Origin of the sequence: Alloactinosynnema sp. L-07, assembly GCF_900070365.1 — a bacterium.
GTDB lineage: Bacteria > Actinomycetota > Actinomycetes > Mycobacteriales > Pseudonocardiaceae > Actinokineospora.
In genome coordinates, this window is record NZ_LN850107.1 from 2278168 (window position 1) to 2297030 (window position 18863).

Genomic DNA, 18863 nt, shown 5'->3' on the forward strand with positions numbered 1-18863 from the left:
GGCGTGCGATCCAGTCGGTATGTTCGCTGGGAAACCGCTGCGCCCCAAGCAAAGTGACGGGAACCTGGATGGAACGGCCCCGTATCTCCGTCGTCGGCCTCGGGAAGTCCTATGGACCCCTGGCCGCGCTGACGAACGTCAACCTGAAGGTGGGCGCGGGGACGGTGCTCGGTGTGCTCGGCCACAACGGCGCCGGGAAGACGACGCTGATCGACATCCTGGCGACCCGCACTCGCCCGACTGCCGGGTCGGCGACGGTGTGCGGGTGGGACGTGGTCCGCTACGGCGAGAAGGTGCGCCGCTGCATCGGCATGTCCAGCCAGTTCACCTCGGTGGACGAGACGATGTCGGGCCGGGCCAACCTGATCCTGGTCGCCCGCCTGCTTGGGGCCACCGCCAAACAGGCCGCGGCCCGCGCCGACGAACTGCTGGCCGTGTTCGGTCTGGCCGAGGCCGCCAAACGCAAGCCCGCCACCTACTCCGGCGGGATGCGGCGCAGGCTGGACTTGGCCGCCGGGATGCTGGGCAGGCCGGAGGTTCTGTTCCTGGACGAGCCGTCCACCGGTCTGGACCCGGTGAGCCGGTCGGAGCTGTGGACGTTCATCGAGCGGCTGGCCCGCGACGGCACCTCGGTGGTGCTGACCACTCAGTACCTGGAGGAGGCCGACCGGCTGGCGGGCGAGCTGGTCGTCCTGGCCGGCGGGCACGTGGTGGCGAGGGGAACGCCCGCCGCGCTCAAGGCGAAGGTCGGCAGCCGCTCGGCCAAGGTCACCTTCGCCGACGTGCCGACCACCCGCAACGCCGCGGGCGCGCTGGCCTACGCCGGGATCCACGCCCAGCCGGAGGAGGCGTTCTGCGCGATCGTCGTGCCGGTCGCCGCCGGGCACCACATCACCGGACTCGTACGCGCGCTGGACAAATGGGGCATCGCGCCCACCGACCTGACCGTCACCGAACCGACCCTGGACGACGTCTACCTCGCGCTGCACAGGGCGGCGCGGACCGCGTGAGCCGCCACGCCATCAAGACGCGCAAGCGGGCCGACGACACCGTCGTGCTCTATGTCGGCGACCTCCGCATCAGCACCGACTGGGGCGGCAGTTCCCTGCTCACCCAGATCCGGGTGCTGACCGGCCGGTCGTTGCGCACCGCGTTCGGCGACTACCGGCTGGTGTTCTTCGGGCTGCTGCAACCGGTGGTGATGCTGCTGCTGTTCAGCCAGGTGTTCAGCGGCCTTGGCGCGATGCCCGGCGTGGTCGAGTACTCGGGCTACATCAACTTCCTGATGCCCGCCACGCTGGTGAACATCGCCATGACCACGGCGATGAGTTCCGGGGTCGGCATGCTCACCGAGATCTACACCGGCTTCATCGGCAGGCTGCGGTCGATGCCGATCAACCTGTTCGCCCTGCTGGTGGCGCGCACCCTGTCCGACGCGGTGCGGCTGCTGGTGCAACTGGTGGTGACGGTCGCCGCCGCGGTGGCGTTCCTCGGCTTCACCCCGGCCGGGGCGGGCGGTGTGGTCGCGGCGGTCCTGCTGACCGTGGTCGTCGGCTGGGGCCTCGGCTGGATCTTCGTCGCTCTGGCCACCTGGCAGGGCAAACCCGAGACGATGCAGGCGATCTCGTTCATCGTGATGTTCCCGCTGATGTTCGCCTCCAGCGCGTACGTCCCGGTCGAGGCGATGCCGGGCTGGATCCGCACGGTGTCCACGGTCAACCCGGTCACCTACGCCATCGACACGACCCGCGCGCTGTCGCTGGACAAGCCGCTGGGCTGGTCACTGGCCGCGGCCCTGGGATTGGTGGCGGTCACCGCGACCGTCGGCGCTCTGCTGGCCGCCAGAAACTTCCGCCGAACGCGCTGAACGCGAAACTGCCCTGGGCTCCCGGGGCAGTTTCGCGTCGATGACCGGCACCTAAGGGGACCGTGACAGCAGCTGGCCACGGTTACCCACTATCCGCAACATTCGCTCGGCTGGTGACCAAGCTTAGAATTTCGGGGAGGCGGTCAAGCGCCTTCGACCCTTTGGCAGGTGGCCGCAGAGGCGAACGCGGTGGCCAGTTCTGGGTTGCTCTTGAGGTCCTTGGCCGGGCCCTCGTTGTCGGTCAGTTGGCTCATGACCTTGCTGATGTCGCTGATCGCGGCCTGGAACGTGACGGTGTCGGTGACCGGCGCGGCCTGCAGCTTGGTCTTCGCGGTGTCCACTGTGGACCTGGTGGTGGTCACCGTGGTCATCGCCTTGTCCAGGGCGGCCTGGCCGTCGGTGACCGGTGGCGTGCCCGCGGTCTTGAGTCCCTCGGAGACGCCGCCCAGCGCGTCGGACAGTGAGCCGAGGTAGACCACCAGGCTGTCCTTGGCCGCCTGCGGGTTGCTCGGGTCGACCGCGGGGAGCTGGGACAGCTTGGCCGCGCCCGCGTCGATCGCCTTGCACACCTGCTCCGACCACGCGATCGCCGGTGCGTTGGCCTGCGGTCCCTTGTCCGAACCGCACGCGGCCGCGGTGGCACAGGTGCACATTGCCAGCGTGGCCGCGGCGATCACACGTCGAATCATGTTCGCTTCCTCTTCCAAGACAGGCGCCGAATAGCGAATGAACCGGGCGGGGAATACGGCCGCGGCGTGGATTCGCACGTTACTGGCGCGTGACGAAGGCGAGCAAGCACGATATTGATCATCACGGCGGTTTTGTCAGCGGGGCACAGAAACCCGTCGGGCCGTTGTTCGTTCCTGACACCCGAGTTTGACACGTCAAGGCAGGCATCCTTAACGTTGAGCGCACAAAGTTCACTGTCATTCGACGTTGTCATTCATGCGTTCTCAATGATAAGGCGGGGACGAGTATGGCGATTCAGCCGGGCGCACCGGCCAAAGACCGGGCCACGGCACTGTGGGCGTCGCTGCCGCGCGAACTGGTGAGCAAGTTCCACCCGATGGTCGGCCAGCTGACCAGGGAGATGATCCGCGAGATCCAACTGGCGGTGCCCGAGTACGCGCGTCCGCTCAAAGGCCACTTCGGCGCGATCATGACCGCCGGGGTGGAGCAGTCGGTGCTGCACATCCTCGACACCGTCGGCGTCGGCGGTTCCCCCGACGAGAACTGGGCCGCGGTGTTCCGGCGACTGGGCCGCGTCGAGTTCGCCGAGGGTCGCAGCCTGGACTGCCTGCAGACCGCCTACCGGGTCGGCGGCCGGGTGGCGTGGCGGCACGTGGCCGCCTGGGGCCAGCAGCAACGGCTGCCCACCGCCATGTTCACCGTGGCCGCTGAAGCGATCTTCGCCTATGTCGACGAGATCTCCACCCTGTCCATCGAGGGCTACACCCAGGCCCAGGCCGAGTCCGCGGGTGTGGCGGAAAGACGCCGACAACGACTCCTCGACCTGCTGATCACCGAACCGCGCGCGCCGCGTCACGCCATCGTCAAACTGGCCGACCAGGTCAAGTGGAAGCTCCCGGGCAAGGTCGCCGCGATCGCGCTCGAACGCTCCGACGATGCCGACTACGAGCAGTCGCTGCCCCGCCTTCCCGACATATTGATGGACCTCGACAGCGACAACCCGTGCATGATCAGCCCCGACCCCGCCGAGCACCTGCACCGACTGTCCGGCCACCTGCGCGGCCTGCGGGTCTGCGTAGGCCCGTCCGTGTCGCTGGCCGATGTCCCGTCGTCGCTGCGCTGGGCGCGGCGGGCGATGAACTACGTCGAACAGGGCGTGCTGCCCGACAAGCAGATCACCTGGTGTCGCGACCACCTGTCGACGCTGTGGCTGCTGGCCGACGAGTTCCTGGTCGAGCAGCTCCTCGAACGGACCCTGGCCCCGCTGACCGGGCTCACCGACAAGCAGCGGGCAAGCACCATGGACACGGTCCTGGCGTGGCTGGAGACCCGCGGCAGCGCGCCCGCGATGGCCGACCGGCTCAACATCCACCCACAAACCGTTCGTTATCGTATGAAACTGGTCGACAAACTTTTCGGCGCCCAGCTGGAGAACGCCAACTCGCGACTCGACCTGGAGATCGCGCTGCGTGTTCGGCGCATCGCCACTAAGGTCCGCACAGCAAACCCGCACCTCGTTTAACGCGTTTCGACAATACTCGCGGAGAATATGCGGCAATCGTGTTCGACGTTGGTTTACCCGCGACGTCGCCGGTATATTCCATTCTCGCGATGTCGAGTGCGCGTCGGCGATTTGTCTCCAGCCGCGATCGGGGGTTTCCCGGGCTCGAACCCAACGTACGGGAGGCCGATGGTGGCGGGGCCAGATCAGGAGAGCGCGACCGGCAGGCCGGTCCGCATCGCCTTCGACTCACTGCTCTCCGCCGCCCCCGCCCGCCGCTCCGACGACCTGGTCGACCTGTGGTCCCAGCTGCCGCGTGAACTCGCCATCCTGTTCCGCCCCACCGCCCAAGACCTGGCCCAGGAGATCCTCCGGGAGATCCGGCTGACCATCCCGGCGCTGGCCAAGCCGGTGGAGAGCGCGGCCGGAAAGTCCATTGTGGAGGGTATCCAGCAGGCGATCCTGCAGTTCGTCGACCGGCTCGCCGACCCCACCGCGCCGCAGGCCGACCGCGCCCAGCTCTTCCGCGACCTGGGCCTGCACGAGATCTACGAGGGGCCGATCCTCGACGTGCTGCAGATGGCCTACCGGGTCGGCGCCCGCGTCGCGTGGCGGCACATGGCCCGCGTGGGCGAGCGGGCCGGGGTGCCGACCACGACGCTGTGCCTGCTCGCCGAGGCGATCTTCGCCTACATCGACGAGCTGTCGGCGCTGTCGATCGAGGGACACGCCTCCGCGCAGGCCCGCGCCGTCGGGATCGTGGAGCGCCGACGCAGGCAACTGCTGGAACTGCTGCTATCGGCCGCAGGCGACGCCAAACAACTGCCCAGTCGGCGGCTCGCGGACGCGGCCAAGTGGCCGGTTCCCCCGCGGGTCGTCGCGGTCGCCATCGACCTCGACGAAGACCCCGCGGAGTACCCGGCGGCCCAGTTCGACCCGCGGATCCTGGTCGATCTCGAAGGACAGGAACCGTGCCTGCTCGCCGCCGAGGAACACCAGGACGCGTTCAAGGATCTGCCAACGGACCTGCCCGGCTGGCGGGCGGCTGTCGGCCCCGCGGTCGACGCCACCGACGCCGGGGAATCGCTGCGGTGGGCGCGGCGGACCCTGGCGCTGGTCGATCGGGGGATCCTGCCCGCCGCCCAGGTGACCTGGTTCGACAACCACATGTCGTCGCTGTGGCTGCTCAACGACCCGCTGCTGGTCGCCGAGATCATCGAACGGGCGCTCGCGCCGATGGCGAAGCTAACGACCAAGCAACGGCGAAAGCTGAGCGAGACCCTGCTGACCTGGCTGGAGACCCGCGGCAGCGCGCCCGAGATCGCCCAGTTGCTGGATATCCACCCCCAGACCGTCCGCTACCGGATGCGGCAGTTGGACCGCCTGTTCGGGTCCCGGCTGAACAACCCCGACGTCCGGTTCGACCTGGAAGTGGCCCTGCGCGCGCAACGAACCCACGACCGCCAGGACCACGATCCCGACGACGACGATGAGGACTGAGCGTTACCTGGGCCAGCCGCTCGCCGGGTAGTCGACGTAGCCGCCCGCCGAACCGGTGTAGTACGTGGCCGGATCCCCCTCGGCCAGGCCGTGGTCGAGCGCGAAGCGGGTCACCAGGTCCGGGTTGGCGATGAAGTGCCGCGCGAACGACACCGCGTCGGCGACCCCGGTCGACACCGCCGCGTTGGCCGTCGCGCGGTCAAAGCCGTTGTTGGCGATCAGCGGGCCCGCGAACAGCTTCCGATAACGCGCGATGGCCGCAAGGTCCGCGATGTCATCGACCGGATCGGCTCCCCGCAGGTGCAAATACGCCACCGGGTGTTCGTTGAGCTCGGCCACGACGACGTCATAGTCGGCCAGAGTCCGCTCGTCAGGCGCGAACCGGTCACTCGACGTCCAGTAGGGCGACAGGCGGACGCCGACACAACGGCGACTCCAGGCGTCGGCCACCGCGTCGATGATCTCGAAGAGCAGGCGGCCGCGCCCGGCGATGTCGCCGCCATAGGAGTCGGTGCGCAGGTTCAGCCCCGGGTTGAGGAACTGCGGGATCAGGAATGACCCGATGCCCAGGATCTCCACCCCGTCGAACCCGGCGCGGCGCGCGTTAGCCGCGGCCGAACCGAAGTCGGCGACCGCCTGGTCGATGTCGGCGACTGTCATCGCGCGGGGTGTCGGGGTGTCCCTGGGCCCAGTCGCGGTGTAGACCGTCTCATGTGGATTGACCGCTGACGGGCCCGTGGGCAGGTCGCCGCCGAGGTGGTCGGGGTGCGACACCGCCCCGGAGTGCCACAGCTGGCAGACGATCCGGCCGCCGAGCGCGTGCACGACCTCGGTGACCCGCCGCCACGCGCCCACCTGCTCCTCGCTGTAGACGCCGGGCACGTTGACGAAGCCGATCGCACGCTCGCTGACCCAAGTCCCCTCGGTGACGATGAGCCCCGCACTGGCCCGCTGCGCGTAATAGGCGACGTGCAGGTCTGTCGGCGCGAGGGCTGCGTTGGCGGCGCGCGCCCGCGTTGTGGGAGCCATCACGACCCGGTTGGGCAGATGCAGGTCGCCGAGGTCGGCCGGGCGCAGCAGCGGCTGGTCGTGCAGCGTGGAGATCATCGGAACTCGCCTTCTGTCGGTGCTGTCGTGTCTCATCCCGGTCGACGGGCGGCGGTGCGGAAAGGTGACCGATGGACGAGCTGGCAGCACGGTTCGAGTCCCACCGCACCCACTTGCGCGGCGTGGCCTACCGGATGCTCGGCTCAGCACCCGAGGCCGAGGACGCGGTCCAGGAAGCCTGGTTCCGACTCAGCCGAACCGACGTCAGCGCGGTGGACAACCTGGCCGCCTGGCTGACCACGGTGGTGTCGCGAATTTGCCTCGACCTGCTGCGTTCACGGGCCGCCAGACGGGAAGACACCGTCGGAGAAGTCCCCGACCGAATCGCCGAAGCAGGCGACCCACAAGCCGAGGCGATACTGGTCGACTCGGTCGGGCGCGCCCTGCTGGTGGTCCTCAACACCCTCAGCCCCGCCGAACGAGTCGCTTTCGTGCTACACGACCTGTTCGCCGTCCCATTCGACCGAATCGCCCCCATAGTCGGCCGCACCCCAGTCGCCACCAAAAAACTCGCCAGCCGCGCCCGCCAGCGGGTGCAGGGCACACCCGCGGTCTCAGAAGACCGGCTCACGCACCAGCGCCAGGTCGTGGACGCGTTCCTGGCCGCGGCCAGGGCGGGCGATTTGGACGGGCTGCTCGCGGTCCTCGCGCCCGACGTGGTCCGCCGCGCCGACGCCGCGGCTTTGCCCCTCGGGGTGGCGACCGTGGTCCGCGGCGCCCGCGCGGTGGCGGAGGAGACGGTCGTGCTGCGGCGCAACTCCCGGTTCGCGGTCCCGATGCTGGTCGACGGTGCCGTGGGCATCGTCGTGGCCCCGCACGGCCGCGTCCTGCTCGCGCTGATCGTCACGGTCGAGGACGGCCGGATCACAAAGTACGACGTGGTCGCCGACCCGGCCCGGCTGCGCGGGCTCGACCTGGCCGCCCACTCCGGCGAGGACAGTGCCTAGTGCTAGAGCGAGCGCAAGCCTGTGATCCGCCACCGGTCGTCGACCCGCTGTGCCTGGACGCTTAGCTGCGCGGCGCCCGAGCTGCTGACGTCGGTGTCGCCGCGGGTGGCGCTCTGGTCGATGAACACCAGCAGCTGCGCGCGGTCGCCGGACAGCATCGTCACCCCGGAGATCGCGACGCGGGACCGCAGGCTCAGCTTCTGCTCGCCGGAGTGCCTGCGGACCTGGTCGAACAGCTTCTCGTACTGCGCCTTGGCATCGCCGACCAGCAGGTCCGCCGCGGCGTTCTCGGTGGTCTTGGTGTCGTCGAAGCGGTAGGAGAAGATCTGCTCCAAGCCCGCGTCGATCTCCTGCCCGACCTGCGACGTCGTGTCCACATCGACCAACGCGGAGTTGTCCGGGCCGACCCGCCCTGCGGCGACCAGGGCGATCACCCCGGTGGCGACGAGCGCCACCGAAATCCCCACCAGCACCGCGAACGCCCGTCGAGACGGTGCGACCCCGCTGTCAGCCTCAACATCATCTGGAAGGTCTTCGGCGGGTTCGACGTCCGGAACCGGATCCAGCACCGCCACCGCGGTCCGCCGTCGCGTCCCGGCCACCACCGGCCGCCGCTTGACAGGTTTTCCGTTGCGCATCACGAACCTCCTCAAGCAGGCACGTAAGGAACCTGGGCAAGCCCGGTCAACTTCCACCCAGTGTCAGTGCGGGCCAAGTCCGCCTGGAACCGACTCCGCTTGGCCGCCTGCTCCCCCACCTCAGGCCTCACCACGATCTCCACAGCGGCGATCACCCGCGCGGTCCCGACCGTCACGTCCAACTCCGTCACCGCGGCCTCCAAAACCGTCCCCGTGGTGACCGTCTTAGCCTTGGCGATCTGCTGCTTACTCGCATCCTGCGCCGATGACAGCTCCTCACGCAGCGGCCCGGCGGACACCTCAAGCCACCGCCCGAACCCAGCGTCGATGCTCTGATAGTCCAAAGTGGTCAGTGTGGCCACCCCGGACCGCCCCGCTTGCAGGGCAGCGTCACGAGCGACCTCGGCATCAAAGGGACGGCCCGCCTGCCACAACGTCCACCCACCCCACCCCGCGAACACCGCCGCCAGAACCACAAACACCACACCCAACCGAAGACGAGTCATCTCAACTCCCTGGTTTCGCCGCAGGCGGCACCGCGTGAGACCCCGGCGCGTTCTGCGAACCGCGCACGCCCACCCCAGTCGACGGCGCCAACGCACAGCGGGCCTGGCTGTTGAACGGCGCCGCGGAAGTGTCAAGCCCGTTGCGATACGGCGTGCCGTACCCCGTCGTGCACGGCAGCGGCTCAAAGAACGTGGTCGCCAGACCGAAGTGCGCGCCGTCGGGCCGCAGAACCTGCCCCGCGGCGGCCACGGCCTGCGGTGTCACCACCAGCAGCTGTTCCAACGCGCCCTGCCGGGTCACCAGCACGTTCGAGGTCGTCAGCAGGTTGGCCAGCAGCACACCGGTCGCCGGGCCGATCTCCTTGATCAGACCGCCCACCTCGGTGGCCACCGACGGCGCCGACGCCAGCAGAGTCCGCAGGTCACCGTCGGAGGACGTGAGCTGTTCGGCGATCAGCTTGGTGTTCTTGCCGAACTCCTTGATCGCCGATGAGCTCTCGATCTGCCGGGTGAGCACCAAGTCGGCGTCGGTGATCAGCTGAATCGTCTGCGGCAGGTGCTCCACGGCCTCCTTGGTGAAGCTCGACGCCGAGTCCAGCAGGACCTGCAGGTTCGGGCCGGTGTCGAGGGTCGCGTCGTAGAGTTCGTCGACCACGGTGCGCAGCGAGTCCGCCGGGACCGACTCGACCAGCTTGTCCAGGTTCAGCAGCAGAGTCTGCACCGGCAGCGGCAGCGCGGTGTCCTCCTGGCGGATCACCGAGCCCTCCACCAGATACGGCTGACCGTCGCGGCGGGGGCGCAGGTCCACGTACTGCTCGCCGACCGCCGAGCGGTTGGTCACCACGGCGTTCACCTCGGCGGGCACGGCGGGCGCCGACGGGTCGATCAGCAGCTCTACCTCCACCCCAGAGGGCACCAGGCGCAGGTCGCCGACCCGGCCGATCGCCACGCCGCGGTAGGTGACCTCGGCGTGGGTGAAGATGCCGCCGGAGTCGGCCAGCCGCGCGGTGACGGTGTAGCCGCCGTCGCCGAACAGCGCGCCGAGCCCGGCGTAGCGGGCGCCGACGTAGGTGACCCCGAGCAGGGCGATCAGCACGAATGCGGTGACCTGGATCCGGACTTTCGCGGTCAGCATCAGCCACCTCCAGTGACCGAGGGCAGTGGCAGGGCGGGCGCCGCCGCCGCTTCCACCGCGGTCTTCGGGACGCGCGAGTCGAGCTTGAGGTAGGTGTTGATGTAGTCGCCCCTGATCGCGTCCATCGCGCCGTTGGTGAAGGGGAAGGTGAACAGCAGTTCCATCGCCTTCGGCAGGTTCTGCCCGGCCTCGGTGAGCTTGCGCAGGGTCGGCTCCAGCGCCCGCAGGTCGGCGACCAAGTCCTCTTTGGCCCGGTTGATGGTGTCCACCGCGACCCCGGAGAGCATGTCCAGCGACCGCAGCATCGTGACGAATTGGTCGCGCTGCTTGGTCAGCACGTCGATACCGGGGCCGAGGTTCTCGATCAGGTTGGCGATCTGGTCTTTGCGGGAGGCCAGCGACTCGGCCAGGCCGCCCATCGCGTCGAGAGCGCGGGTGATCTCACCCTTGCGCTCGTCCAGGCCCGCCACGAACGTGTTCAGGTTCGTCAGGAGGGACCGGATCTCCTTCTCGTTGCCGCCTAGCGCGGCGTTGAACTCGCGGTTGATCTGCCGGAGCTGGCCGACGCCGCCACCGTTGAGCAGCATCGACAGCGCGCCGAAGACCTCTTCCATCTCGGGGTTGCGGTCGGTGCGCTCCAGCGGGATACGGGCGCCGTCGGTGAGCCTGCCCTCGGCGATCCCGCCGGGCGGCTTGTCCAGTTCGACGAACTTCTCCCCCAGCACGCTGGACTGACGCAGCCGGGCCACGGCGTTGGCGGGCAGTGGCACCGACCCGTTGATCACGACGCTGACCAGCGCGCTGCGGCCGTCCGGCGCCAGTTCGATCTTCTCCACCCGGCCGACGGCGACGTCGTTGACCTTGACCCCGGACTGGGGCACCAGGTCGAGCACGTCGCGGAACTGGGCGGTGACCCGGTACGGGTGGTCGCCGAGGTCGGCGCCGCCGGGCAGCGGCAGGTCGTAGGCGCCGCCAAGGGAGCTACAGCTAGTGGCCAGCAGGACGCAGCAGCCGATCACGAGGCGCTTCACCGGCCACCCACCAGCGGCAGCGGCGGGTTGGCGACGACGAACTCGGTGAGGTTGCCGCGGCCGTCGATCGTCCCGGTCGTCGGGTCGTAGGCGGCGAGCAGGTTCGTCAGTGCCAGCGGCGCCGCGTCGAGCGCCTCGGCCAGCGACGCGCGCTGGTCCGACAGCAGCTGGGCGGTGCCCTGCAACTTGTCCACACTGGACTTGATGCGGCCCCGGTTGTCCTTGATGAAGGTCTCGACCGACGACAGCGCGCCCGCCAGCTCGTGCATCGCGGCGCCGAACTCGTCGCGCTCGCCCGCCAGGAACCCCGACACCTCGGCGAGCTGGTCGTTGAGCTTGCCGACGAGCGCGTCATTGGCGGCGAGCATGGTGGTGAACTTCTGCACGCTGTCGACCGTGGCGAACAGGTCGTCCTGCGAGCCGCTGAGCGTGCGGGTCGACTCGCCCAGCGCCTTGATCGACTCGCTGAGCTTCTTGCCGTTGCCGTCGAGCATCTTGGCCCCGCTGTTGAGCAGGTCGGACAGCGCGCCGTCCTTGTTGACCCCGTCGGGGCCGAGCGCGGTGGTGAGCCGGTCGAGGCTGGTGAACAGGTCGTCGAGCTCGACGGGCACGGCGGTGTCGGTGACTGGGATGGTCTCGCCGCCGCCGAGCCTGGGGCCCGCGGTGTAGGCAGGGGTGAGCTGGACATAGCGGTCGCTGACCAGGCTTGGGGTGACGACGAGCGCCTTGGCGTTGGCCGGGACGGCGATGTCGGGGTCGAGCAGCATGGACACGCGCACTGTCTTGCCCCGTGGTTCGACCGCGTCGATAGTGCCGATCTTGACCCCGAGCACCCGCACGTCGGATCCCGGGTAGACGCCGATCGCGGCGGTGAAGTAGGCGGTGACCTGCTTCTGCGGCTGCAGCCGCACGACCATCCAACCGACCCCGGCGGCCGGCACCACCAGAGCCGCCGTCAGCAGGGCGATCCGGCGCAGCCACTTTCCCGTGCGTGAGCCCGCCATCAGCGACCCCCTCCTGGTTTCGCGGGAACGCAGCCGCCGCCCGCGGCGGGCACGAGCCCGCAGATGTAGGTGTCGATCCAGCGCCCGTTGCCGACCGCGTTGCCGACCAGCCGGTAGAACGGCCCGGCCAGCCGCAGCGCCTTGTCCAGATGCTGCTGGTTGCGCTGCAGCACCTCCGACACCCGGTCGAGCTGTTCGAGCGCGGGGCCGAGCTGGGCCTGGTTCTCCGCGACGAGACCGGCGAGCTGCTGGGACAGGTTCTTCGTGCCAGAGAGCAGCGCCGACACCGACTCCTTGCGCTTGCTGATCACCTCCAGCAGGATCCCGCCGTCCTTGATCAGTGCCTCGAACTGGGCGTTGCGGTCGGCGATGGTCTTGGTGAAGGTGCCGGTTCCGCTGAGCAGCTTCTTCAGTTCCTCATCGCGCGAGGAGATCGTCTTGGACAGCGCCGACAGGCCGTCGAGAGCCGAGCGGACCTCCTCCGGCGTGGCGCTGTCGAAGGTCTGCGAGAGCATCTTGAAGCTGTCGGCGAGCTGGCCGGTGTCGATCTCGCCCACCGTCTTCGAGAGGTCGCCGAACGCGTCGGTCACGTCGTAGGGCGTGATCGTGCGGCTCACGGGGATCGGCTCGTCGGGGTTCTGCTCGGCGCCGCCGCGCGGGTCGAGGTTGAGGTTCTTCTGCCCCAGCAGCGTCTTGATCTTGATCGCGGCCACGGTCTGGTCGCCGACCCGCACCCCGGACACCCGGAAGCTGATGAGCACGACGTTGCCGCTCAGCTCGACGTCGGTGACGGCGCCGACCTTCACCCCGGCGACCCGGACCTCGTCGTTGGGTCGCAGGCCCGCCGCCTCGCGGAACTGCGCGGTGTAAGTGGTGCCGCCGCCGAGGAAGGGCAGGTCGGACCAGAAGAACGTCAGCACGCCGATCACCAGCATGACCACGCCGCCGACCACACCGACACGGACCGGATCGCGTTCGCGGAACGGTTTCATCGCATACACCGCCTGTCGGTGACCGGGATGCCCACCGGAACCGGTACCGTCCCCGGCAGCTGCGGCGCTGGCGCGGCGGTCGACGCCGCCCCGCACAGGTAGAGGTTCAGCCAGGACCCGTAGGACGCGGTCCGGCCGATGGCCTCGTACTTGCCCGGCAGCGCCGAGATGAACTTCTCGAACTCGGGGGTGTTGTCCGCAAGGGACTTCGACAGCGCGCCGAGTGCGTCGATGTCGCGGCGCAGCGGCTCGCGGCCCGCCTGCAGCAGCCCGGCGGTGCTCGTGGTGAGGGCTGCGATGCCGTCGATGGCCTCGCCGATCGGCTCGGCGTCCTTGGCCAGCCCAGACACCAGCGCCTGGGTCGTGGTGACCAAAGTGGACAGCGCGTCGCCGCGGGAGTTCACCTGGTCGAGCACGATGTTGAGGTTGGTCACCACCTGGCCGATCACCTTGTCCTTGTCGGCCAACGCGTGGGTCAGCGACGAGGTGTGCTGGATCAGGCCCTGGATGGTGCCGCCTTCGCCCTGCAGCACCTGCACGATCTCGAAGGACAGCTGGTTGACGTCCTCTGGGGCCAACGCCTGGAACAGCGGCTTGAATCCGTTGAACATCGCGGTGAGGTCCAGCGCGGGCCGGGTGCGCTCCAGCGGGATCAACCCGTTGGCCGCCATCGGGGTGGCCTCCCCCGGGCCGCGGTCCAAGGCGATGTAGCGCTGGCCGATCAGGTTGCGGAACTTGATCGCCGCGGTGGTCGACACCGACAGCGGCCAGCGGCGGTCGACCGAGAAGGTGATCTCCGCGGTGCGGCCGTCGACGATCTCGATGTCGTCGACCTGGCCGACCCGGACCCCGGACATGCGCACGTCATCGCCGTTGTTGAGCGAGGTGACGTCGCTGAACCGGGCCTTGTAGGTGGTGGTGTCGCCGCCGTTTCGGTTGGCGATGGTGATGCCGAGCATCAGCGTGGCCAGCAGGGTGACCACCGCGAAGATCACCCCTTTGAGCAGGGGTCCGGCGAGGTCTCTCATTTCAGCGTCACCTCCGCTCCGCGCAGCAGCGGTCCGACGAGCAGCCCGCTCCAGTCCGGCACCGACTCCGGCGACTCACCGGTCGTCACCGCCAGCAGCTCCTTGAGGAACCGCACCTCGGCGGGCGAGTTCGGCCCGGCCGAGGACGGCACGGTCGACTGGACCCCCGCCCCCGACTGGTAGCACTTCGGTCCCCCGCCCGCGGGGTAGCGCGGGGCGTCCTTGCCGGGCAGATACGCGCCCCGCGACGGTTTGACGGTCAGTGTCACGTGCAGTCCTGGGTGGTTGGTGCCCACGCCCAGCGCCTGCTCGACGGTGGGTTTGAGCGCGGTCGCGGCGGCGAACAAACACGGGAACGACGGCGAGTAGCGCGCCAGCAGCTCCAGTGTCGGCCTGCTCGCCGAGGACAGCCCGATCAGGTTGGTGCGGTTGTTGTCGAGGAACCCGCGCAGCTCGTCGGACGCGCCGGTGACCGAGGAGAACAGCGCGGCGACGTTGTCCTTCTGGTCGGCCAACGTCTTGGCGGTCGTGGTCAGGTCCGACAGCGCGTCGACGATCTCCGGTCCCGCCTCCCGGTAGCTCTCCAGCGTGTCGGCGAACTTGGTGATGTCGGCCTGTAGCTGCGGCATCTTCGGGTTCAGCTCGGTGAGGTAGGAGTTGAGCGCGACCATCGTCTCGCCCAGCGGCTTGCCCCGGCCCTCCAGCGCCTGGGCGATGGCGCCGAGCGTGCTGGCCAGCTTCTGCGGCTGCACCGCCTGCAGCACCGGCATCAGGTCGCGCAGGGCCTTCTCCAGTTCGATGGCCTTGCCGCTGGTGTCCTGCTCGATGACGTCGTCCTCGCCCAGCCTGGTCCGGTCGGGCTCATCGGGAAGGATCAGGCTGACGTAGCGCTGGCCGAACAGGGTCTTGGGCAGCAGCCGCGCCGTGACGTTGCGGGGCAGTTGGTCGAGCCGGTCGGGGTCCATCGCGAGTCCGATGTCGACACCGTCCGCGGTGACCGTGACCGAGCGGACCGCGCCGACGATCACGCCGCGCACCTTCACGTCGGCGTTGACCTTGAGCTGGTTGCCGACCCGGTCGGCGCGCAGGGTCACGGGGATGTCGGAGCTGAACTGCTTCTGGTAGATCGCGATGGTGAACCAGCCGCCGACGACCATCAGCAGGATGAACACCAGGCCGAGAACCTGGCTGCGCAGCCGCGCGCGTGCGATTTCCATCAGCCCGCCACCCGTACCGTCGTCGTCGCGCCCCAGATGGCCAGGCTCAGGAAGAAGTCGAGCACGCTGACCAGCACGATCGCCGTGCGCACCGACCGGCCCACCGCGACGCCGACGCCCGCGGGCCCGCCGGTGGCGCGGTAGCCGTAGAAGCAGTGCGTGAGGATGATCGCGACGCTGAAGATCAGCACCTTCACGAACGACCAGAGCACGTCCTCCGGTGGGAGGAACAGCGAGAAGTAGTGGTCGTAGGTGCCCGCCGACTGCCCGTAGATCTCGACGGTCGTGGTGCGGGCGGCGATGTAGGAGGTGAGCAGGCCGATCACGTACAGCGGGATGATCGCGATGAACCCGGCGATGATCCGGGTGGTCACCAGGTACGGCAGGCTGCGCACGGCCATCACCTCCAGCGCGTCGATCTCCTCGGAGATCCGCATCGCGCCGAGCTGCGCGGTGAAGCCGGAGCCGACGGTGGACGACAGCGCGAGCGCGGCGACGAGCGGTGCGATCTCCCGGGTGTTGAAGTAGGCCGACAGGAAGCCCGCGAACGCCGACGTGCCGATCTGGTTCAGCGCGGAGAAGCCCTGGAGGCCGACGACGGTGCCGGTGAACACGCACATGCCGACCATCACGCCGATGGTGCCGCCGATGACCGCCAGCGCGCCGCTGCCGAAGCTGACCTCGGCGAGCAGGCGCACGCACTCCCGGAAGTAGCGGCGCAGCGCGAACGGCGTCCAGGCCAGCGCCCGCAGGTAGAACCACAGCTGGTCGCCCAGGCGCTCCAGGCCGTTGATCGAGCGCTGGACCGCGCGGCGGTGCCGCCCCGTTATCGCGGTCACCGGTCACGCTCCTTTCGCGGGGACGATGCGCAGGTAGACCACGCTGATGATGAAGTTGACGAAGAACAGCAACAGGAAGGTGATGACGACGGACTGGTTGACCGCGTCACCGACGCCTTTCGGGCCGCCCTTGGGGTTCAGGCCGCGGTAGGCGGCCACGAGCCCGGCCAGGAACCCGAAGATCGCCGCCTTCAGCTCCCCGACCCACAGGTCGGGCAGCTGCGCGAGTGCGGAGAAGCTCGCGAGGAACGCGCCGGGCGTGCCGTCCTGCATGATCACGTTGAAGAAGTAGCCGCCGCACACGCCGACGACGCTGACCATCCCGTTGAGCAGCACGGCCACGAGCATCGCGGCCTGGACGCGCGGGACGACCAGGCGTTGGATCGGCGACACGCCGAGCACCTGCATCGCGTCGATCTCCTCGCGGATGGTGCGCGAGCCCAGGTCGGCGCAGATGGCCGAGCCGCCCGCGCCCGCCACGATCAACGTCGTCACGATCGGGCTGGCCTGCTGGATCACCGCCAGCACGCTCGCCGCCCCGTTGAACGACTCCGCGCCGATCTGGCTGGTCAGCGAGCCGAGCTGCAGGGTGATCACCGCGCCGAACGGGATGGAGACCAGCGCGGCGGGCAGGATGGAGACGCTGGCGATGAACCAGAACTGCTGGATGAACTCGCGGGCCTGGAACGGGCCGCGGAACATGCCGACGACGACGTCGAGCCCCATCGCGAACAGCCTGCCGAACTCGCGCAGCGCGGCGACGACGGCGGCTTTCGGCTTCTCGGTGAGCCGGTCGAGCGCGGAGGTCACGGTCGCCCCTCCGGCCGCCGGGTGTCCTGAGTGGACGGGCGCGTCCGCTGCGGCAGCGGCGGCCCCAGCCTGCCCGCCTGGCCGGACGGCGAGTCCGGCGCCTGCGACGGGTGCGGCCTTGGAGCAGGCCTGGTCTGCGGCGCGGGCGGTGTCGGGTGGCTGCTCGGCGGGTGGCTGCCGCGCGCGGCGACGCGTTCGGCGGCGACCTGGCGGGCGTAGTCGTCGTAGCGGCCGGGCTCCTCGCGGTTCAAGGAGGCGAGCACCCCGTGCTGGGCGCTCTCCGGCAGCGTGTGCAGCATCGCGAGCACCCGGTTGCGGCGCCTGCGAACCGCGTCGCGGACGGGCATGCCTGGCGTCGGCTCGATCTGCGGCACCACGCCGCGCACGTCCTCGAACGACGATCCGTCGGCGTGCCCGGCCTCGACGTGCGCCTGTTCCAGCGCCATCTGGGCGGCGTCCTTCTCCTCGGACATGCCGATCGGCCCGAGCCGACGACCGTTGAGGAACTGCTCCACCACAGGCTCATCGCTGGTCAGCAACACCTCGCGCGGACCGAACATGACCAATTCCTTGCGGAACAACATGCCCAGGTTGTCCGGCACCGTGCGCGCCAGGTTGATGTTGTGCGTGACGATGAGAATGGTGGCGTCGATCTGCGCGTTCAGATCGATAAGCAACTGCGACAGATACGCCGTGCGGACCGGGTCCAGACCCGAGTCCGGCTCGTCACACAGAATGATCTCCGGGTCGAGGACCAACGCCCGCGCCAGACCCGCGCGTTTACGCATACCACCGGAGATCTCACCGGGAAGCTTCTTCTCCGCGCCCTGCAAACCGGTCAACTCAAGCTTGTCCAGCACGATCCGCTTGATCTCGGCCTCGGACTTCTTCGTGTGCTCACGCAGCGGGAACGCCACGTTGTCGAAGAGATTCATCGACCCGAACAGCGCGCCATCCTGGAACAGGACGCCGAAGAGCTTGCGGATCTCGTACAGCTCGCGCTCCGAGCAGTGGCACAGGTCGACCCCGTTGATCACCACCCGGCCGTGCTGCGGCTTGAGCAGGCCGATGAGGCACTTGAGGAACACCGACTTGCCGGTGCCCGACGGGCCGAGCAAGGCCGTCACCTCGCCCGCGGGCAGGGTCAGAGTGACGTCGCGCCAGATGGACTGGCGGCCGAAGGACTTGCTCAGTCCCTCGACGACGACTTCGACGCCCATCGCACCTCCCAAAGGTTTCGTCGGCTGTGCTTGTCCGGCCGCGGCCGGTTCACGTGGCGGGGCAGCCCGCGCACTCGAGCCGCAACTCGGTGCGCAGGAGGTTCTTCGGGCCGGAGACCAACCCGGTGAGCAGCGGCGTCAGGTCCTCGGTGACACCACAGCCCACCAGCGGCGGGATCGTGTACTCCGAGTCGATCGTGGCCGCGGGTTTCGGGTTCGGGTTCTGCGGCGTGATCTTGGGGACCGACAGGTCCAGGTCGCCCTTGATCGTCACCGCGAGCGGTGTCCTGGAGCGGCAGTTTCGGCCCACCTCCAGCGGCACGCCGTTCTGCTTGACGTCGGTGATCACCAGGTCCAGTTGGAGCTTGATGTCGGCGTGCACGGTCGGGAAGTCGTTCATGTCGGCGGTGCCCGACGCGGTGCCCACCTGGACGAAGGAGTTGACGTTGGTGACCGGAACGAACCGGAACACCACGAAGTAGCCGTTCGCCGGGGGCATGGTCAGGGTCCCGGTGACCGGGTAGACGCCCGGGTTGCTCGGGTCCTCCTGGCCCTGCTTGATGACCGACTTGAACTGGCCGGACCCGACCCGCATCGCCGACCCGAGCTTGGCGATCCTGGTCCAGCCGTCGACCCGGAAGTTGACCCGGAAGTCACCCGGCTCAGCGGGCGCGGCCGCCGCCGCACGCTGCGCGTGGGGCACCGGGACACCGGGCTCCGGACCGGAGGCCACCAGCGCGCCCGCCGTCCACGCCACCAGCGCGAGCACGCCGAAACGGGCGGCGCGAAACCGTCGAATAACCATCATGGGAGCGCTTCTCACCTGCCGGC

19 protein-coding genes are annotated in these 18863 nt (G+C 69.1%); 5 read left to right on the top strand and 14 right to left on the bottom strand.

Annotated elements, in window-relative coordinates; genetic code table 11:
- Nucleotides 1-68: 68 nt before the first annotated feature.
- Both BN1701_RS10260 and BN1701_RS10265 read left to right on the top strand, forming a co-directional pair.
- A complete protein-coding gene (locus tag BN1701_RS10260; protein WP_054047767.1) occupies nucleotides 69-1010 on the top strand; it encodes an ABC transporter ATP-binding protein in 942 nt (313 codons plus the stop codon).
- A 44-nt stretch (nucleotides 1011-1054) separates the two neighbouring features.
- Nucleotides 1055-1867 carry an ABC transporter permease gene (locus BN1701_RS10265; RefSeq protein WP_067521147.1) on the top strand — a complete coding sequence of 271 codons (813 nt, stop codon included), beginning with the start codon at nucleotides 1055-1057 and terminating at the stop codon, nucleotides 1865-1867.
- A gap of 143 nt (nucleotides 1868-2010) precedes the next feature.
- On the opposite strand, the gene BN1701_RS10270 is transcribed toward BN1701_RS10265, so the two are convergent.
- A complete protein-coding gene (locus tag BN1701_RS10270) occupies nucleotides 2011-2556 on the bottom strand; it encodes a hypothetical protein (protein WP_067520630.1) in 546 nt (181 codons plus the stop codon).
- Between the two features lie 287 nt (nucleotides 2557-2843).
- Between BN1701_RS10270 and BN1701_RS10275 the strand changes: the two genes are divergently transcribed.
- Both BN1701_RS10275 and BN1701_RS10280 read left to right on the top strand, forming a co-directional pair.
- Nucleotides 2844-4079: a CdaR family transcriptional regulator gene (locus BN1701_RS10275; RefSeq protein WP_054047771.1), complete on the top strand. Its 1236-nt coding sequence runs from the start codon at nucleotides 2844-2846 to the stop codon at nucleotides 4077-4079.
- Between the two features lie 171 nt (nucleotides 4080-4250).
- The gene (locus tag BN1701_RS10280) at nucleotides 4251-5558 is read left to right on the top strand and encodes a helix-turn-helix domain-containing protein (RefSeq protein ID WP_231949556.1); all 1308 of its coding nucleotides are present in this window, start codon (nucleotides 4251-4253) and stop codon (nucleotides 5556-5558) included.
- Between the two features lie 3 nt (nucleotides 5559-5561).
- Here the strand turns inward: BN1701_RS10280 and BN1701_RS10285 are convergent, their stop codons facing one another.
- A complete protein-coding gene (locus BN1701_RS10285; protein ID WP_054047773.1) occupies nucleotides 5562-6665 on the bottom strand; it encodes an alkene reductase in 1104 nt (367 codons plus the stop codon).
- A 71-nt stretch (nucleotides 6666-6736) separates the two neighbouring features.
- Here BN1701_RS10285 and BN1701_RS10290 point away from each other — a divergent pair, with 71 nt between their 5' ends.
- Nucleotides 6737-7612, top strand: coding sequence for a sigma-70 family RNA polymerase sigma factor (locus BN1701_RS10290; RefSeq protein WP_054047774.1), 876 nt, complete (start codon nucleotides 6737-6739; stop codon nucleotides 7610-7612).
- Between the two features lie 2 nt (nucleotides 7613-7614).
- Here the strand turns inward: BN1701_RS10290 and BN1701_RS10295 are convergent, their stop codons facing one another.
- The 12 genes from BN1701_RS10295 to BN1701_RS10350 form a co-directional block, all read right to left on the bottom strand.
- Nucleotides 7615-8250 (bottom strand): hypothetical protein, encoded by a 636-nt coding sequence (locus tag BN1701_RS10295; protein ID WP_054047777.1) that lies wholly within the window; start codon nucleotides 8248-8250, stop codon nucleotides 7615-7617.
- A gap of 11 nt (nucleotides 8251-8261) precedes the next feature.
- Complete coding sequence (locus BN1701_RS10300) at nucleotides 8262-8756, bottom strand: hypothetical protein (RefSeq protein WP_054047779.1); 495 nt, start codon at nucleotides 8754-8756, stop codon at nucleotides 8262-8264.
- 1 nt (nucleotide 8757) lies between these two features.
- Complete coding sequence (locus BN1701_RS10305; RefSeq protein WP_054047781.1) at nucleotides 8758-9891, bottom strand: MlaD family protein; 1134 nt, start codon at nucleotides 9889-9891, stop codon at nucleotides 8758-8760.
- On the bottom strand, nucleotides 9891-10922 hold the full coding sequence (locus BN1701_RS10310; RefSeq protein WP_054047783.1) for an MCE family protein: 1032 nt from the start codon (nucleotides 10920-10922) through the stop codon (nucleotides 9891-9893). The genes BN1701_RS10305 and BN1701_RS10310 overlap by 1 nt, the downstream gene beginning before the upstream one ends.
- Nucleotides 10919-11926, bottom strand: a complete 1008-nt coding sequence (locus tag BN1701_RS10315; RefSeq protein ID WP_054047785.1) for an MCE family protein — start codon at nucleotides 11924-11926, stop codon at nucleotides 10919-10921. Before BN1701_RS10315 ends, BN1701_RS10310 begins: the two co-directional genes overlap by 4 nt.
- Nucleotides 11926-12918 carry an MCE family protein gene (locus tag BN1701_RS10320; protein WP_054047787.1) on the bottom strand — a complete coding sequence of 331 codons (993 nt, stop codon included), beginning with the start codon at nucleotides 12916-12918 and terminating at the stop codon, nucleotides 11926-11928. The genes BN1701_RS10315 and BN1701_RS10320 overlap by 1 nt, the downstream gene beginning before the upstream one ends.
- A complete protein-coding gene (locus BN1701_RS10325; RefSeq protein ID WP_054047789.1) occupies nucleotides 12915-13946 on the bottom strand; it encodes an MCE family protein in 1032 nt (343 codons plus the stop codon). Before BN1701_RS10325 ends, BN1701_RS10320 begins: the two co-directional genes overlap by 4 nt.
- Nucleotides 13943-15163 carry an MCE family protein gene (locus BN1701_RS10330; RefSeq protein ID WP_054047791.1) on the bottom strand — a complete coding sequence of 407 codons (1221 nt, stop codon included), beginning with the start codon at nucleotides 15161-15163 and terminating at the stop codon, nucleotides 13943-13945. The genes BN1701_RS10325 and BN1701_RS10330 overlap by 4 nt, the downstream gene beginning before the upstream one ends.
- Complete coding sequence (locus tag BN1701_RS10335) at nucleotides 15163-16002, bottom strand: ABC transporter permease (RefSeq protein ID WP_054047793.1); 840 nt, start codon at nucleotides 16000-16002, stop codon at nucleotides 15163-15165. The genes BN1701_RS10330 and BN1701_RS10335 overlap by 1 nt, the downstream gene beginning before the upstream one ends.
- A gap of 3 nt (nucleotides 16003-16005) precedes the next feature.
- Nucleotides 16006-16728, bottom strand: a complete 723-nt coding sequence (locus tag BN1701_RS10340; RefSeq protein ID WP_157368411.1) for an ABC transporter permease — start codon at nucleotides 16726-16728, stop codon at nucleotides 16006-16008.
- An 80-nt stretch (nucleotides 16729-16808) separates the two neighbouring features.
- Nucleotides 16809-18032: an ABC transporter ATP-binding protein gene (locus BN1701_RS10345; RefSeq protein ID WP_082859766.1), complete on the bottom strand. Its 1224-nt coding sequence runs from the start codon at nucleotides 18030-18032 to the stop codon at nucleotides 16809-16811.
- Between the two features lie 49 nt (nucleotides 18033-18081).
- On the bottom strand, nucleotides 18082-18840 hold the full coding sequence (locus tag BN1701_RS10350) for a hypothetical protein (RefSeq protein WP_157367907.1): 759 nt from the start codon (nucleotides 18838-18840) through the stop codon (nucleotides 18082-18084).
- Between the last annotated feature and the right edge of the window lie 23 nt (nucleotides 18841-18863).

Excerpts from the sequence above, each read along its gene's own strand:
- BN1701_RS10350 (WP_157367907.1), bottom strand. The coding sequence starts at position 18,840 with ATGATGGTTATTCGACGGTTTCGCGCCGCCCGTTTCGGCGTGCTCGCG.
- BN1701_RS10260 (WP_054047767.1), top strand. The coding sequence starts at position 69 with ATGGAACGGCCCCGTATCTCCGTCGTCGGCCTCGGGAAGTCCTATGGA.
- BN1701_RS10345 (WP_082859766.1), bottom strand. The coding sequence starts at position 18,032 with ATGGGCGTCGAAGTCGTCGTCGAGGGACTGAGCAAGTCCTTCGGCCGC.
- BN1701_RS10315 (WP_054047785.1), bottom strand. The coding sequence starts at position 11,926 with ATGGCGGGCTCACGCACGGGAAAGTGGCTGCGCCGGATCGCCCTGCTG.
- BN1701_RS10275 (WP_054047771.1), top strand. The coding sequence starts at position 2,844 with ATGGCGATTCAGCCGGGCGCACCGGCCAAAGACCGGGCCACGGCACTG.
- BN1701_RS10320 (WP_054047787.1), bottom strand. The coding sequence starts at position 12,918 with ATGAAACCGTTCCGCGAACGCGATCCGGTCCGTGTCGGTGTGGTCGGC.
- BN1701_RS10285 (WP_054047773.1), bottom strand. The coding sequence starts at position 6,665 with ATGATCTCCACGCTGCACGACCAGCCGCTGCTGCGCCCGGCCGACCTC.
- BN1701_RS10300 (WP_054047779.1), bottom strand. The coding sequence starts at position 8,756 with ATGACTCGTCTTCGGTTGGGTGTGGTGTTTGTGGTTCTGGCGGCGGTG.
- BN1701_RS10295 (WP_054047777.1), bottom strand. The coding sequence starts at position 8,250 with ATGCGCAACGGAAAACCTGTCAAGCGGCGGCCGGTGGTGGCCGGGACG.
- BN1701_RS10270 (WP_067520630.1), bottom strand. The coding sequence starts at position 2,556 with ATGATTCGACGTGTGATCGCCGCGGCCACGCTGGCAATGTGCACCTGT.
- BN1701_RS10305 (WP_054047781.1), bottom strand. The coding sequence starts at position 9,891 with ATGCTGACCGCGAAAGTCCGGATCCAGGTCACCGCATTCGTGCTGATC.
- BN1701_RS10325 (WP_054047789.1), bottom strand. The coding sequence starts at position 13,946 with ATGAGAGACCTCGCCGGACCCCTGCTCAAAGGGGTGATCTTCGCGGTG.
- BN1701_RS10330 (WP_054047791.1), bottom strand. The coding sequence starts at position 15,163 with ATGGAAATCGCACGCGCGCGGCTGCGCAGCCAGGTTCTCGGCCTGGTG.
- BN1701_RS10290 (WP_054047774.1), top strand. The coding sequence starts at position 6,737 with ATGGACGAGCTGGCAGCACGGTTCGAGTCCCACCGCACCCACTTGCGC.
- BN1701_RS10340 (WP_157368411.1), bottom strand. The coding sequence starts at position 16,728 with ATGGGGCTCGACGTCGTCGTCGGCATGTTCCGCGGCCCGTTCCAGGCC.